The sequence below is a fragment of the Citrobacter amalonaticus genome (assembly GCF_001559075.2).
Lineage (GTDB): Bacteria > Pseudomonadota > Gammaproteobacteria > Enterobacterales > Enterobacteriaceae > Citrobacter_A > Citrobacter_A amalonaticus_F.
Map to the genome: position 1 here is coordinate 1,292,736 of NZ_CP014015.2, position 15,268 is coordinate 1,308,003.

Sequence of the window (15,268 nt, forward strand, 5' to 3'; positions counted from 1 at the left end):
TTATGCGTCTAACCTAAAACCGTTGCGACGATATTATCGCGTTGCGGTATTCGGTGTCTTCATGTAGCGGAAGAAATCGCTGTCCGGGCTCATGACCATGACATCCTGATTGCCTTCGAAGCTCTTCTCGTAAGCGCGCAGGCTACGGATAAAGGCGTAGAAGTCAGGATCCTGGCTGAACGCATCGGCAAACAGCTTCGCCGCTTCTGCATCCCCTTCACCGCGCATGATACGACCCTGACGCTCAGCTTCCGCCAGCGTTTTGGTCACTTCATAGTCGGCTGTCGCGCGCAGTTTTTCCGCTTCTTCCTGACCTTGTGAACGGTGACGACGCGCTACCGCTTCACGCTCAGCGCGCATACGGTTGTAGATCGCTTCAGACACTTCGGTCGGCAGGTTGATCTGCTTGATCCGCACGTCAACCACTTCGATACCCAATGCGGCCATACTGTTCGGATTGATCACCGGTACATTGCCGTTGGTTTCAGCCTGAACACGCTCAGCGGCTTCGGCAATCGCGTTATCCGCTGCCGGGGTCGCCACTTCGTCTTCGGTTCCAGCAGAACCGGAGTTCAGTGCGTCACGAACTTCCAGGGTCAGACGACCACGGGAGTCGGTCACGATGTCTTTCACATCCAGACGACCAATCTCAGAACGTAAACGGTCAGAGAACTTACGTTTCAACAGGACTTCGGCCTGAGAAATATCGCCGCCGCCCGTCGCCAGGAAGTAACGGCTGAAATCGCTGATGCGCCATTTGATGTAAGAGTCGACAATCAGGTCTTTCTTCTCTTTGGTGACAAAGCGATCGGCCTGGTTATCCATCGTCTGGATACGCGCGTCGAGCATTTTCACCGACTGAATAAACGGAACCTTAAAGTGCAAGCCTGGCTCATAAATCAACGGTTTTTTGTCGCCATCACGCACGACGCTGCTGAACTGGAACTTAATTCCGCGCTCGCCTTCTTTCACCACGAAAATTGAGGTGTACAGCACTACCAGCATGATGATGATAATCGCAATAACTGACTTACGCATCGTTATTCCCCCTGACGCTGGTAGTCGTTACGCTGCGCGTTAGCGCGGCGTTGGTCCATAATATCGCCCTGACTGGTGGACGAGGTGTTGCTTGCTCCGCTGCTGCTGGAAGAAGACGTGGAGGGCAGACGCAGCAGGTTCGAACCGCTATCGCTCTTTGCCGCTGGCGCGTTCGCGCCTTTCAGCATCTGATCCAATGGCAGAACCATCAGATTGCCACCTTTGTCGTTAACCAACACTTTACGGGTATGGCTCAACACTTTTTCCATTGTCTCGATATACAGACGCTCGCGGGTAATCTCTGGCGCCGCTTTATATTCCGGAAGAATTTTCGCGAAGCGCGCCACTTCACCCTGCGCTTCCAGGATGGTTTGCGTTCTGTAAGCACGCGCCTCTTCGAGGATACGCTGTGCCTGACCGTTCGCACGCGGCTGAACTTCGTTGGTATACGCTTCCGCTTCACGGATGTACTGCTGTTCGTTCTCACGGGCAGCAATCGCATCGTCAAACGCCGCTTTCACCTCTTCCGGCGGACGTGCAGCCTGGAAGTTGACGTCGAGCAGGGTAATACCCATGTTGTACGGACGAATGGTCTCTTCCAGTTCACGCTGGGTATCGCTACGAATAACGGTACGCCCTTCGGTCAGGATACGGTCCATGGTGTATTTACCGATCACGCCGCGCAGGGCGCTGTCGGTCGCCTGACGCAGACTGTCATCCGCGCTGGTTACGCTAAACAGATATTTCTGCGGATCGGTGATGCGGTACTGCACGTTCATCTCAACGCGCACCACGTTCTCATCCGACGTCAGCATCACACCGGAAGCGGCCAGTTCGCGGACGGCTTCCACGTTCACCGGCGTAACCTCGTCGATAAACGTCGGCTTCCAGTTCAGGCCCGGTTCAACCAGATGGCTGAACTTACCAAAGCGTGTCACCACGCCGCGCTCTGCTTCTTTGATGGTGTAGAAACCGCTTGCCGCCCAGATAATGACGATAGCTGCCGCCGCGATGGAGACGACACGTCCGCCCAGATGCGGGCGCGGGCCTTGCGATGAGCTTCCGCCGCCAGAGCCGGTACCTTTACCGCCCCCCAGACCACCGAGTTTTTTACTCAGCTTGCGAAAGATGTCATCGAGATCAGGTGGCCCCTGCTCGCGACCACCTTTGTTTCCATTTCCCTCAGAGTTGCCGCCTGGTTTGCTGCTTCCCCACGGGTCGCGGTCTTGTCCGTTATTACCGGGCTGATTCCACGCCATGTTTGTGCTCCATATTTGTTATGCGATGCTATACCTGTGTTTTTTGCGCGGCAGATGCGTTGGCTACATCCCTCAGCCCCCGTCACAGTGTTGACTATGCTCCAGAGGATTTCAGGACTTGCCGCCTTCCTGCCGCTCAACCTCCACAAGGTACAGAGGCGAAAAAATCTTCAGGCCATATCCGTCAGATCAGACAACATAGTCTTCCAAAGCCGGTTCTTGTTTACAGAGGCGACGCCAGTCAACGATCGGCAGGCGAACTTGCAGACTTACGCTACCGTCATCCTCCATCCACTCTTTTTCTATTGCCTGAAGCTGATAAAAACGGCTTCTCAGACGCCCTTCCTGCGGCGGCAAACGCAACGTATGCTGCGCCACCTCGCCGGAAAGTCGCTCCGTCAAAGCCTGAAAAAGCTGTGGTATCCCAACCCCTGTCTGCGCGGAAAGCCAGACACGGATCGGTTTGTTCTCTTCATCCCGGTCGATACGCGGTTCAAAGTCATCCAGCATATCGATCTTGTTCATCACCATCAGGGATGGGATCTCGTGAGCATCGATCTCTTCGAGAACCGTATCCACTGCGTCGATGTTTTCCTGCACGCGCACATCCGCTGCATCAACCACATGCAGCAACAGTGTCGCCTGACGCGTTTCCTGGAGGGTCGCTTTAAACGCCGCTACCAGATCGTGCGGAAGATGACGGATAAACCCAACGGTATCCGCCAGCACGGTTTCCCCGACATCCGCCACGTCAATACGCCGCAGCGTCGGATCCAGGGTCGCAAACAGTTGATCTGCCGCATAGACCCTGGCTTCGGTTATCTGATTGAAAAGGGTGGATTTTCCGGCGTTGGTATATCCCACCAGCGAGACGGTCGGGACATCCGCCTTAATGCGCGACTGTCGCCCCTGCTCACGTTGCTTTTCAACTTTTTCCAGGCGCGACTGGATCTGCAATATACGGTTTCGCAATAAACGACGGTCGGTTTCGAGCTGGGTTTCACCCGGACCGCGCAAACCAATCCCGCCTTTCTGTCTTTCAAGGTGTGTCCAGCCACGGACAAGACGCGTAGCCAGATGGCGCAACTGCGCCAGTTCAACCTGCAATTTCCCCTCGTGGGTACGTGCACGCTGCGCAAAAATATCTAAGATAAGGCCAGTGCGGTCGATAACACGACACTCACACAAGCGCTCCAGGTTACGTTCCTGGGCCGGGCTCAATGCATGATCGAATAATACGACGGCAGCGCCTGTCGCTTTTACGGCTTCCGCAATTTCAACGGCTTTACCTTCACCAACAAAGTACTTCGGGTGCGGTGCTTTACGGCTACCGGTAATCACCTGCATTGCTTCGACACCGGCGGAAGAGACCAGAGATTCAAACTCCTGGAGGTCTTCCATATCTTTGTCTTGCGAAAAATAGATGTGTACCAGTACCGCCTGCTCACCGGCGTCATAACGGTCAAACAAGCGTCAACCCCTCGATATAGATCAGCGGGGAACGCAGAAATTCTGGCTCCCCGTGTGTAAAACAGCCAAAAACCTTATTCGGTCTCTTCGCTGTCCTGTTGCGCCGCAGAACCCTGCGCGCCGCTACCGTGATGATAGTTACTGCTGGTACCGCCACCGGCATTGTTACTGTGATGAGAAACCGGGCGAGACGGGACAACAGTAGAAATCGCGTGCTTATAAACCATCTGGCTGACCGTGTTTTTCAACAGGATCACAAACTGATCAAAAGACTCGATTTGACCTTGCAGCTTAATACCATTCACCAAATAAATAGAAACTGGAACACGTTCCCGACGCAGTGCGTTCAGGAACGGATCTTGTAAAGATTGCCCCTTAGCCATTCTCTCTTTTCCTTATATGCTTATTTGTACTTTGAATCTTTCGATTCTGAAAATTGCGCACGATACGCCTTAATTGTACACATTCAGTTCGCGATAGCACCAACAACCTGTAATACTTCGTTCCGCGCCTGCTCAGGTTTCTCACTGTCAAGCCAGTGCACTCCTTCCCAACCGCGTAACCAGGTTACCTGGCGCTTTGCCAACTGCCTCGTGGCGCAAACACCTCTATAAACCATTTCATCGTATGATATTTCGCCTTCAAGGTATGACCACATCTGGCGGTATCCCACACAACGAATGGAAGGCAAGTCCGTATGCAAATCTCCACGGGCAAAAAGCGCCCGAACTTCTGCTTCAAATCCTGAAGCCAACATCTGATGAAAACGCTGCTCGATGCGTTGATGCAACAGCTCACGACTCGCTGGGGCGATGGCAAACTGATGCACCTGGTACGGTAAAGCATCACCTGACGTTTGCGTCAGTTCCGTTAAAGTTTTACCCGAAATGAAAAAAACTTCCAGTGCCCGGGAAAGTCTTTGCGGATCATTTGGATGAATACGCGCAGCCGCAACGGGATCGATTGTCTGTAGCTGCTGGTGCAACGCATCCCACCCTTGCTCTGTCGCCTGTTGCTCAATTCTGGCCCTGACCTGTGGGTCTGCCGACGGTAACGGCGAAAGACCTTCCAGCAATGCCTTGAAATACAACATCGTACCGCCCACTAACAGCGGAATACGCCCCGCAGCAGTGATCTCGCTCATCTCCGCCAGCGCATCACGGCGGAAATCCGCGGCAGAATACGCCTGCGACGGATCGCGAATATCCAGCAATCGGTGCGGAGCCGCCTTTAACTCTTCAGCGTCCGGTTTCGCCGTCCCGATATCCATCCCTTTGTAAATAAGGGCGGAATCGACGCTTATCAACTCTACTGGCAAAACTTTACGCAATTCAATCGCTAGCGCCGTTTTACCCGAGGCTGTTGGCCCCATCAAAAAAATTGCCTTTGGCAGGCTCGCCTTACTGATATCACTCATGTTTCAGGGCATTCATCGCCGTATGTAAATCAACAGGTTGTAACAGACCACCCGGCGGCGCCTTCACGAGCTGTGGGCAAAGCCGCTCCACATCAGCCAACAGGGTAATGGCCTGAGCCATTGTCCACTGTGTATGCTCACTCATCAAATTACGCGCAATCCACTGCGCCAGATTACCAGGTTCACGCGCTGACTGTTGCGTCAGGTAGCCTATCAGTTCAGGAATCAAGATTTGTAAATTTTGTTGGCGTAAGGGTAAAGGCACTGCCCGAATGGTCACATGCTGGGCATCTGCCTGAAATTCAATCCCCAATTCCACCAGTGCGTCCTGCGCGTTTTCCAGCGCGGCCTTTTCATCCGCAGAGACTTTTAGCCGCAGCGGGATCAACAACGGCTGAGCGCAAACCAGCCCTGCTCCCGGCGAAAGCTGCGCCTGACGCAGCCAGCGTTCTGCAACAGGCAGCGCCAGCAGGTGAATATTCCCTTCGCGTTCCAGCAGCGCACAGTCGTTGCCCACAATTGTGAGCACACGGCCAAAGCTCTGACAGTGCCCCGCCAGCGCCGATGCAGCAGGTTCCACCACAGGCGATTTTGTCGCAGGCGTCGGCGTTTGCAGGAGCTGGCGATACACCTCGCCCTGCTGTTTCTGGTAGCCCGGCTGAGCATGCGGCCAGCTTGCCGCCGTCGGGCGCGGCGCGCTGCTGCCCGCTGTCGGTGTGGAAGCGTAACGCGGTGACGTAGGCTCGCGGGCCTGCGCCGGCTCAGCAAAATGGTTACGCCCTGCGGCAACGCGGTTTTCCGGAACGTGCCGGGGCGCGGGCTCGCTTTCTGCTTCCAGCGGCAATGGCGATTCAAGCTGCTGTTGCAGCACGCTCAGTACGCCCTGGTAGATAAAGTCGTGTACCAGGCGCGACTGATGAAAACGGACTTCGTGCTTGGCCGGATGCACGTTGACATCCACCTGATGCGGATCAATCTCAAGGTACAGCACAAATGCGGGCTGCTGATCGGCGCCCAGCTTATCTTCACACGCCTGACGAATCGCGTGGTTGATCAGCCTGTCACGCATCATGCGTCCGTTGACGTAGCAGTACTGAATTTCCGCCAGCGCCGTCGTGGTGTGATGGGGATCGGCGATCCAGCCGCGTAAGGTCAGATCACCATGCTGCCACTCAATTGCCAGCGCATGCTCAAGAAACGGCGCGCCGCAAATGGCGCCCAGACGACGCTCTTGCGGTCCCTCTTTCGCCACCGCGCGGTATTGACGCACCATTTTGCCGTTGTGCGACAAATTGATCGTCACATCAAAACGCGCCAGCGCAATGCGCCGGATGATCTCGTCAATATGGTTGAATTCGGTTTTCTCGGTGCGCATAAACTTGCGCCGGGCGGGCGTGTTGTAGAACAGATCGAGCACTTCCAGCGTGGTGCCCACCGGATGCGCAGCCGGCTTGACCGTCACATCCATGTCGCGCCCTTCGGCGTAGGCCTGCCAGGCTTCCTGTTGCTCTACAGTGCGTGACGTGAGGGTCAGGCGAGATACCGAGCTGATACTCGCCAGCGCTTCGCCGCGAAAACCGAGGCTAATGATCGCTTCCAGATCGTCAAGTGAGGCAATTTTACTGGTGGCGTGCCGCGCCAGCGCCAGCGCCAGTTCGTCTTTCTTGATCCCGCAGCCATTGTCACGGATACGGATCAGCTTCGCGCCGCCGCGTTCGATATCAATATCGATACGCGTTGCCCCGGCATCAAGGCTGTTTTCCACCAGCTCTTTGACCACCGATGCAGGTCGTTCAACCACCTCACCTGCGGCAATCTGGTTCGCCAGTTGTGGCGGTAACACCTGAATCGGCATGCATATTCCTTAGTTGATCAACGACTCACCCGGCGTAGCGGCGCTCGCGGTTTGCGCCGCACTTCCCTGCGGGGCCGACTGCATCGGATGCGCCTGGAAGTAGTTACGCAGTCCTTTATAAATCGCGTCGGCCAGCTGCTGTTGATACGCATCGCTCGCCAACAGACGTTCTTCACTGTGATTACTGATAAACCCGGTTTCCACCAGCACCGATGGAATATCCGGCGAGCGCAGAACGCCCAGGCTGGCATGTTCAGGTCGCCGTTTATGCAGTGACCCAATCCGTTCGAGCTGGCCTAACATGTTGGTTGCCACATCATACCCTACGCGTTGGGAATGGCCGAACTGCAAATCCAGCACCGCCTGGCTTAGGTACGGATCGGCCTGGCTATTTGCCAGCACATCCCCCGCGCCGCCCAACAGCTCCGACTGTTTTTCATGTTCTTCAAGCCAGTTCGCCATTTCGCTGTTGGCGCGCCGGTTCGACAGCACCCACACGGAGGCGCCGGTAGCGCTACGGTTGGGCGCGGCATCAGCGTGAATCGACACCAGGAAGTTGGCGTTTTGTTTACGCGCCACGTCAGAGCGCCCCATCACAGAGATAAAATAATCCCCGTCACGGGTTAATACGCCTTTAAACATCGGATCGTCATTAAGCAGCGTGCGCAGTTTACGGGCCACCGCAATAGTGACATTTTTCTCTCGCGTACCGCCGGGACCGATCGCCCCGGGATCCTGCCCACCGTGCCCCGCATCAATGGCGATCACCACTTTGTCACCATTGCTGGATGTCGCCCTGGCCGCAGGGCGCGTCGCCGTATTGCTGCTGATCACGGCGGTGGTGCGATCGTTGCTGGTTTTAAACGGATTTCGCGCAGGTTCAGTCGGACGCGGCGTCACCACCGGCGTTTCCACGCGTTTAGCGACGACAGGAGCGGGTGGCGGCGGCGGAGGCGTATCGGCGTTAATGGTAAAGACCACCGTGTAGTTTCCGCCATTCTGCCGTTTTACCGCCTCGGTTTTCCCGTTTTCGGTTAAATCCACTATTAGTCGTAGCGACTGTGGATCTTTCGCCGTGCCGGAGCGAATGGTCTTCACCAGGTTATTACCGCTAAACATCAGCGGAAGCCCCTGAATGACCCCTGTTTGCTTAATATCCAGCGCGACGGTACGTTTGCCTTCATGGGAAAAGGCATAATCGGGATCGCCAATAAAGCTGAGCGTAATACGCGCCTGCCGATCGCCGTTGGAGACCTGTATATCGGAGAGGCTGGCTGCTCCGGCCTGCGCGCACAGCAGAACCAGCATGGCTACCAACCCATTTCTGATGCGATAAATCATCCCGCCACCTTTAAGGTTAACCGGCTAAACGCGCCAGCAACGAATCACCTGATGAGGAGACAGCACGGATGCGCGCCTCACGACCTTGCGCCTGGTAATCTATGTGTATTTCGACATCCGGGTCCGGGAGTACACCTTTACCCTGTTGTGGCCATTCCACCAGGCAAATGGCATCGTTGGCAAAATAATCGCGGATCCCCATAAATTCGAGCTCCTCGGGATCGGCAAGACGATACAGATCGAAGTGATAGACCATCAGGTTATCGAGAGAATAGGGTTCGACCAGCGTATAGGTTGGACTTTTTACATTACCAGAATGGCCTAACGCCTGCAGGAATCCCCGACTAAAGGTGGTTTTACCCGCGCCTAAATCACCGTAGAGATAGATCACGGTCGCGCCGTTGCAGACCTTGGCTACCCGTTGTCCCAGGTCTAATGTTGCCTGTTCGTCAGGTAGCGGAATTACTCGATTCATCATGATAAACGTCAATCACATCAGGGTTAACAATACGCTGTAGCGTGGAAAAAAGGTCGGTTGCCAACATGCCGCGCATGCCCACACGCGCCGCCAGAACATCGGCCGCCGCACCGTGAGCCACACAGCCAGCACAGGCTGCATCATACGGGGTAAACTTCTGTCCGAGCAATGCGCCAATAATACCGGAGAGCACATCACCCATGCCGCCGCTGGCCATGCCCGCGTTCCCGACATCAACAATTCCCAATGCCTCCGGTTGTGCGGCAACCACGGTTCCCGCCCCTTTCAACACCGCAACGCCTCCGTAACGTTTTACCAGACGCTGTGCAGAATGTAAGCGATCGCTTTCAATTTCTGCGACAGAACACCCCAGTAACCGCGCGGCTTCTCCCGGATGCGGTGTGATGACGCGATTGTGACGTTTATCGGGATTGATTGCCAGCAGGTTCAACGCATCGGCGTCCCAGACCATCGGTTTACGGAAATTCTCGACTTTTTGCAGCGCTTTCTTCCCCCACTCCGCCTGCCCAAGCCCAGGGCCAATGATGATGACATCCGCCCATGCGAGGCTTTCGTCAAGGGACTGCGGCGTCAGTTCATGCACCATCAGTTCGGGGCGAGCGGTCAGCAGTGGGGCGATATTTTCGCTGCGCGTCAGCACGCGCACCAGTCCCGCGCCGGCGCGCAGCGCCGCTTCACCAGCCAGTCGAATCGCTCCCGCCGTGCCGTGATCGCCGCCGATCACCACCAGTCGACCATGATCGCCTTTATGCGACGTTGCACGGCGCGGAGAGAGCCAGCGCGCAAGTTGCGAGGCGTCAAAGCGCTGAATCGGCGCGTCCTGTCCTGCCAACCAGTCGTCCAGCCCCAGCGAATTAAAATGAAGGCGCCCGGTCACATCCCGGGCTTTCCCCGTCAGCAGACCGGGTTTTAGGACGATAAACGTGACCGTGCGTTCAGCCCTGATGACCGCACCGGGCGTCGCGCCCGTTTGTGCCAGCAACCCGGAAGGAATGTCTATCGAGACAACAGGCGCGGGGTGAGCGTTTGCCCGTTCGATTAATTCAGACAACGGTTCGCGCGGTGCCTGGGTTAACCCGGTCCCCAGCAGCGCATCAATAATCAGGTCGATATTTTCCGGCCAGGCGATCGCCGGGGAATGAATCACGCCTCCCGCATTCAGCCAGGCTTCCCGCGCCTGTGCGGCCTCCTCGGGCAGCGGCTTGTCGCTTTCCTGCGCTATCAACGTGACCAGAATCCCTGCCGCTTTCGCCAGTCTCGCCACCACATAGCCATCGCCACCGTTATTACCGTGACCGCAGAGCACCAACCAGCGCCGGGCATAAGGCCGGGACTCACGCGCCACGTCAAACACCGCCTCGCCCGCTCGCAACATCAGTTCAAACAGCGTGAGCCCTAGCGTGTCAGCGGCTTCTCGTTCCAGCCGTTTGATGTCATCGGCGGGCCAGATGGAGTGTGGTATACTGATGGGGTTTTTCTTCATTGTATGGTCCGTCATGTCAGAGCCCCTCGATCTCAATCAGTTAGCGCAGAAAATTAAGCAGTGGGGGCTGGAACTGGGCTTTCAGCAAGTCGGTATTACCGATACTGACCTGAGCGAGTCCGAACCCAAACTGCAGGCATGGCTGGACAAACAATACCACGGCGAAATGGACTGGATGGCGCGCCACGGCATGATGCGCGCGCGTCCCCATGAGCTGCTGCCCGGCACGCTTCGCGTCATCAGCGTGCGCATGAACTATCTTCCCGCCCACGCCGCGTTTGCCAGTACGCTGAAAAATCCCACGCAGGGTTACATCAGTCGCTATGCCCTGGGCCGCGACTACCATAAGCTTTTACGAAACCGCCTCAAAAAGCTGGGTGAGAGGATTCAGCAGCACTGTGTCTCGCTGAATTTTAGACCTTTTGTCGACTCTGCGCCCATACTTGAGCGCCCGTTGGCGGAAAAAGCCGGTCTTGGGTGGACAGGTAAGCACTCACTTATCCTGAACCGCGAGGCCGGGTCATTTTTCTTTCTCGGTGAGTTGCTGATTGATTTACCCCTGCCGGTTGACGCTCCCGTGGAAGAACGCTGCGGAAAATGTGTCGCCTGCATCACCACCTGTCCGACCGGGGCGATTGTCGCCCCCTACACGGTGGATGCGCGTCGCTGCATCTCCTACCTCACCATCGAACTGGAAGGCGCAATCCCGGAAGCATTGCGGCCACTGATGGGCAACCGGATCTACGGCTGTGATGACTGCCAGTTGATTTGCCCATGGAATCGCTACTCGCAGCTGACTGATGAAGACGATTTCAGTCCTCGTAAGCCGCTTCATGCGCCCGAGTTAATTGAGCTGTTCGCCAGAAATGAAGCCTGGTTTTTAAAAGTCACAGAAGGTTCAGCCATTCGTCGTATTGGTCATCTGCGCTGGCTGCGTAATATTGCGGTAGCACTCGGTAATGCGCCCTGGAGTGACGCCGCCCTGTCCGCACTGGAAAGCCGCCGGGGTGAGCACCCACTTCTTGATGAACACATTGAGTGGGCTGTCGCGCAGCAGATCGCGAAGCGAAACGCCGACGTGATCGAGGTGCAATCACCAAAGCAAAGGCGACTGGTTAATGCGATCGAGAAGGGATTGCCGCGGGACGCCTGAATCATCCACAGGCTGTGCATAAAAATAAAAACACATTGCTATTCAAGAACGAGAAAATCGTCAAGTGATCGCATTAACAATTTGCAATCTTAATTTAAACCTTTATTTCAGATAGTTATAAAGAAACTATTCACCTGGCGAAGTGTTTGAATCTTCCGAAGAAAAATCTGAAGCTGTGGATAACTCTGTTCACAAGAGTGTGACAGATACAAAACGAAACGACCCCAACGCATAAATGCACTGTGGTTGATTTTCTGGAGATAAGAATTTGGAGCGGGAAACGAGACTCGAACTCGCGACCCCGACCTTGGCAAGGTCGTGCTCTACCAACTGAGCTATTCCCGCTTAATCTTCGTCTTTCGAACTGCTGTCACACTTCGAAATCCTGCGATTGGGTGGTCCGTGCTAACAAGCACTTTCAAATTTTGGAGCGGGAAACGAGACTCGAACTCGCGACCCCGACCTTGGCAAGGTCGTGCTCTACCAACTGAGCTATTCCCGCTTAATCTTCGTCTTTCGAACTGCTGTCGCGCTTCGAAATCCTGCGATTGGGTGGTCTGTGCTTAATAAGCACTTTCAAATTTTGGAGCGGGAAACGAGACTCGAACTCGCGACCCCGACCTTGGCAAGGTCGTGCTCTACCAACTGAGCTATTCCCGCTTAATCTTCGTCTTTCACGTTGCCGCCTTGCTGCAACATGAAATGCTTTGATTAAAATTTGTTGCTGCCGTAACGCGTAATTCTCTGTCGTTACGGGAGGCGCATTATACGAGAAATCTTCCCGCCTGCAACCCCTCTAAAAGCGATTTTTTTGAAATCAGGTTCAAGTGATTAATTAATCGGCAGGCTGCACAATTTAGCGACAAAACCCCGACAGTGCAAGCCTGCTAAGTAACAAACTTACAACTTTATAAAGTTCTCACGATAGTAAGCCAGTTCCGCCACCGACTCGCGAATATCGTCCATCGCCTTGTGCGTTCCTTCCTTGCTCAAACCGTCCAGAATTTCGGGTTTCCAACGACGCGCCAGCTCTTTCAGCGTGCTCACATCCAGATAGCGGTAATGGAAATACGCTTCCAGTTCCGGCATGTACTTAAACAAAAAACGGCGATCCTGTCCGATGCTGTTCCCGCAGATTGGCGACTTACCCGCTGGCACCCACGTTTTCAAAAATTCAATCGTCGCCAGCTCCGCTTCACGTTCGCCCATTGTGCTCGCCTTGACTCGCTCCACCAGCCCGCTGCCGGTATGGGTACGCACGTTCCAGTCATCCATCAGCGCCAGTTGTTCATCGGACTGATGCACAGCGATAGTTGGCCCTTCAGCCAGAATATTCAGGTTGGCATCGGTGACCAGCGTGGCGATTTCAATTATGCGATCGCGCTCGGGATCCAGACCGGTCATCTCAAGATCAATCCAAATCAGGTTGTTTTCATTGGCACTCATGCTATTTTCCACCCCTCATGCGTCACATTCTGTGTGACTACTCTCATCTAGAATTGTGTGTATCATAGATGTTTTGCCCAACATGGGCGACCAGGAGCCAGTACGATTGAGTAAAAATAAACTCTCCAAAGGCCAACAGCGCCGCGTGAACGCTAATCACCAGCGTCGTCTTAAAACGTCTAAGGAGAAGCCAGACTACGATGACAACCTGTTTGGCGAGACCGCTGAAGGTATCGTCATTAGCCGTTTTGGCATGCATGCCGACGTCGAATCTGCCGACGGTGAAATTCACCGCTGCAACATTCGCCGGACGATCCGCTCGCTGGTGACCGGCGACCGTGTGGTCTGGCGTCCCGGCAAAGCGGCAGCGGAAGGGGTCAACGTCAAAGGAATCGTCGAGGCGGTGCATGAACGTACCTCGGTGTTGACGCGCCCGGACTTCTACGATGGCGTAAAACCCATTGCCGCCAACATCGACCAGATTGTCATTGTCTCCGCGATCTTACCGGAGCTGTCGCTTAATATTATCGATCGTTATCTGGTGGCCTGCGAGATATTGCAGGTTGAACCGATCATCGTGCTCAACAAAATCGATCTGCTGGATGACGAAAGCATGGCGTTTGTGAATGAGCAGATGGATATCTACCGTCATATCGGCTATCGCGTGCTGATGGTCTCCAGCCACACCCAGGACGGTCTGAAACCGTTGGAAGAAGCGCTGACCGGGCGCATCAGCATCTTTGCCGGCCAGTCCGGCGTCGGCAAATCCAGCCTGCTCAACGCGCTGCTGGGGCTGCAGGAAGCGATTCTCACCAACGATGTCTCTGACAACTCCGGCCTGGGACAGCATACCACCACCGCAGCCCGCCTCTACCACTTCCCACATGGCGGCGACGTCATCGATTCCCCTGGCGTGCGTGAATTTGGCCTGTGGCACCTGGAGCCGGAACAAATCACCCATGGCTTTGTCGAATTCCATGACTATCTGGGGCTGTGCAAATATCGTGACTGTAAGCACGACGCTGACCCCGGCTGCGCCATCCGTGCTGCCGTAGAGGACGGGAAAATTGCGGAAACCCGTTTCGAAAATTATCACCGTATTCTCGAAAGCATGTCGCAGGTAAAAACGCGTAAAAACTTTTCTGATACCGATGACTGACAACTAAGCTAAGCATCGCTAGAATCGTCCCCCTTTTTCAGGATCCGGCGTGAACGCCGGGTCAGGAACGACAAAACAATAGCCTGGAGGCTACCTTGTTAAACTCATTTAAACTTTCGCTACAATACATTCTGCCGAAACTATGGCTCACTCGCCTGGCGGGCTGGGGCGCGAGCAAACGAGCGGGATGGCTGACTAAGCTGGTTATCGATCTGTTCGTGAAGTACTACAAGGTCGATATGAAAGAAGCGCAGAAGCCGGATACCGCCAGCTACCGCTCATTCAATGATTTCTTTGTCCGCCCACTGCGTGACGACGTTCGCCCGCTGAATACCGATCCGAACGTGCTGGTCATGCCGGCTGACGGCGTCATCAGCCAGTTAGGTGCTATCGAAGAAGATAAAATCCTGCAAGCTAAAGGCCACAACTACAGCCTGGAAGCCCTGCTGGCAGGTAACTACCTGATGGCGGATCTTTTCCGTAACGGGTCGTTTGTGACCACCTATCTGTCACCGCGTGACTACCACCGCGTACACATGCCATGTAACGGCATTCTGCGTGAGATGATCTATGTGCCGGGCGATCTGTTCTCGGTCAATCATCTGACGGCCCAGAACGTCCCGAACCTGTTTGCCCGTAATGAGCGTGTTATCTGCCTGTTCGATACGGAGTTTGGTCCAATGGCGCAAATTCTGGTCGGTGCTACGATTGTTGGCAGTATCGAAACCGTCTGGGCGGGAACCATCACACCACCGCGCGAAGGCGTGATCAAACGCTGGACCTGGCCTGCCGGTGAAAGCGAAGGCTCCGTGGCGCTGTTGAAGGGCCAGGAAATGGGCCGCTTCAAACTGGGCTCCACGGTAATCAACCTGTTTGCGCCGGGGAAAGTGAATCTGGTCGAGCAGCTTGAAAGTCTTTCGGTGACCAAAATTGGTCAGCCGCTGGCGATCTCTACCGAGACATTCGTTGCGCCCGTTGACGCAGAGCCCGCTCCGCTGGCAGAAGCAGAGATCAACGCCGAGCACGATGCCAGCCCGCTGGTTGATGATAAGAAAGACGAAACCTAATCAATACACAACATCATTCAGGATGCGTCGAGGCGGCGAGAGAATGAGGTCTCAGTCACGTACACTTCGTACGTGACTGGG

13 protein-coding genes and 3 tRNA genes are annotated in these 15,268 nt (G+C 55.1%); 3 read left to right on the top strand and 13 right to left on the bottom strand.

Features of this window, described 5'->3' with window-relative positions:
- Positions 1-33: 33 nt before the first annotated feature.
- The 9 genes from hflC to nnr form a co-directional block, all read right to left on the bottom strand.
- Positions 34-1,038 (bottom strand): protease modulator HflC, encoded by a 1,005-nt coding sequence (gene hflC, locus AL479_RS06150; protein ID WP_061075452.1) that lies wholly within the window; start codon positions 1,036-1,038, stop codon positions 34-36.
- A 2-nt stretch (positions 1,039-1,040) separates the two neighbouring features.
- Complete coding sequence (gene hflK / locus AL479_RS06155) at positions 1,041-2,297, bottom strand: FtsH protease activity modulator HflK (RefSeq protein ID WP_061075453.1); 1,257 nt, start codon at positions 2,295-2,297, stop codon at positions 1,041-1,043.
- Positions 2,298-2,486: 189 nt separating this feature from the next.
- A complete protein-coding gene (hflX, locus tag AL479_RS06160; RefSeq protein ID WP_042321426.1) occupies positions 2,487-3,767 on the bottom strand; it encodes a ribosome rescue GTPase HflX in 1,281 nt (426 codons plus the stop codon).
- A 74-nt stretch (positions 3,768-3,841) separates the two neighbouring features.
- Positions 3,842-4,150, bottom strand: coding sequence for an RNA chaperone Hfq (gene hfq / locus AL479_RS06165; protein ID WP_061069555.1), 309 nt, complete (start codon positions 4,148-4,150; stop codon positions 3,842-3,844).
- A gap of 83 nt (positions 4,151-4,233) precedes the next feature.
- Positions 4,234-5,184, bottom strand: a complete 951-nt coding sequence (gene miaA / locus AL479_RS06170) for a tRNA (adenosine(37)-N6)-dimethylallyltransferase MiaA (protein WP_061075454.1) — start codon at positions 5,182-5,184, stop codon at positions 4,234-4,236.
- Positions 5,177-7,039 (bottom strand): DNA mismatch repair endonuclease MutL, encoded by a 1,863-nt coding sequence (mutL, locus tag AL479_RS06175; protein ID WP_061075455.1) that lies wholly within the window; start codon positions 7,037-7,039, stop codon positions 5,177-5,179. Before mutL ends, miaA begins: the two co-directional genes overlap by 8 nt.
- Before the next feature lie 9 nt (positions 7,040-7,048).
- Positions 7,049-8,380 (bottom strand): N-acetylmuramoyl-L-alanine amidase AmiB, encoded by a 1,332-nt coding sequence (amiB, locus tag AL479_RS06180; protein ID WP_061075456.1) that lies wholly within the window; start codon positions 8,378-8,380, stop codon positions 7,049-7,051.
- A 16-nt stretch (positions 8,381-8,396) separates the two neighbouring features.
- The gene (tsaE, locus tag AL479_RS06185) at positions 8,397-8,858 is read right to left on the bottom strand and encodes a tRNA (adenosine(37)-N6)-threonylcarbamoyltransferase complex ATPase subunit type 1 TsaE (RefSeq protein WP_061075457.1); all 462 of its coding nucleotides are present in this window, start codon (positions 8,856-8,858) and stop codon (positions 8,397-8,399) included.
- Entirely contained in the window at positions 8,830-10,377 is a 1,548-nt protein-coding gene (gene nnr, locus AL479_RS06190) for a bifunctional ADP-dependent NAD(P)H-hydrate dehydratase/NAD(P)H-hydrate epimerase (RefSeq protein WP_061075458.1), read from the bottom strand. The genes tsaE and nnr overlap by 29 nt, the downstream gene beginning before the upstream one ends.
- Between nnr and queG the strand changes: the two genes are divergently transcribed.
- Complete coding sequence (queG, locus tag AL479_RS06195) at positions 10,376-11,515, top strand: tRNA epoxyqueuosine(34) reductase QueG (protein WP_061075459.1); 1,140 nt, start codon at positions 10,376-10,378, stop codon at positions 11,513-11,515. The genes nnr and queG overlap by 2 nt on opposite strands.
- Before the next feature lie 269 nt (positions 11,516-11,784).
- On the opposite strand, the gene AL479_RS06200 is transcribed toward queG, so the two are convergent.
- From AL479_RS06200 to orn, 4 genes are all read right to left on the bottom strand, one after another.
- Positions 11,785-11,860, bottom strand: a tRNA-Gly gene (locus AL479_RS06200).
- Positions 11,861-11,941: 81 nt separating this feature from the next.
- Positions 11,942-12,017, bottom strand: a tRNA-Gly gene (locus AL479_RS06205).
- Positions 12,018-12,099: 82 nt separating this feature from the next.
- Positions 12,100-12,175 (bottom strand) — tRNA-Gly (locus AL479_RS06210).
- 240 nt (positions 12,176-12,415) lie between these two features.
- On the bottom strand, positions 12,416-12,961 hold the full coding sequence (gene orn / locus AL479_RS06215; RefSeq protein ID WP_061075460.1) for an oligoribonuclease: 546 nt from the start codon (positions 12,959-12,961) through the stop codon (positions 12,416-12,418).
- A 106-nt stretch (positions 12,962-13,067) separates the two neighbouring features.
- On the opposite strand from orn, the gene rsgA reads away from it, so the two are divergent.
- A complete protein-coding gene (gene rsgA, locus AL479_RS06220) occupies positions 13,068-14,120 on the top strand; it encodes a small ribosomal subunit biogenesis GTPase RsgA (RefSeq protein ID WP_192575247.1) in 1,053 nt (350 codons plus the stop codon).
- Positions 14,121-14,215: 95 nt separating this feature from the next.
- Positions 14,216-15,187, top strand: coding sequence for an archaetidylserine decarboxylase (gene asd, locus AL479_RS06225; protein ID WP_061075462.1), 972 nt, complete (start codon positions 14,216-14,218; stop codon positions 15,185-15,187).
- Positions 15,188-15,268: the final 81 nt, after the last annotated feature.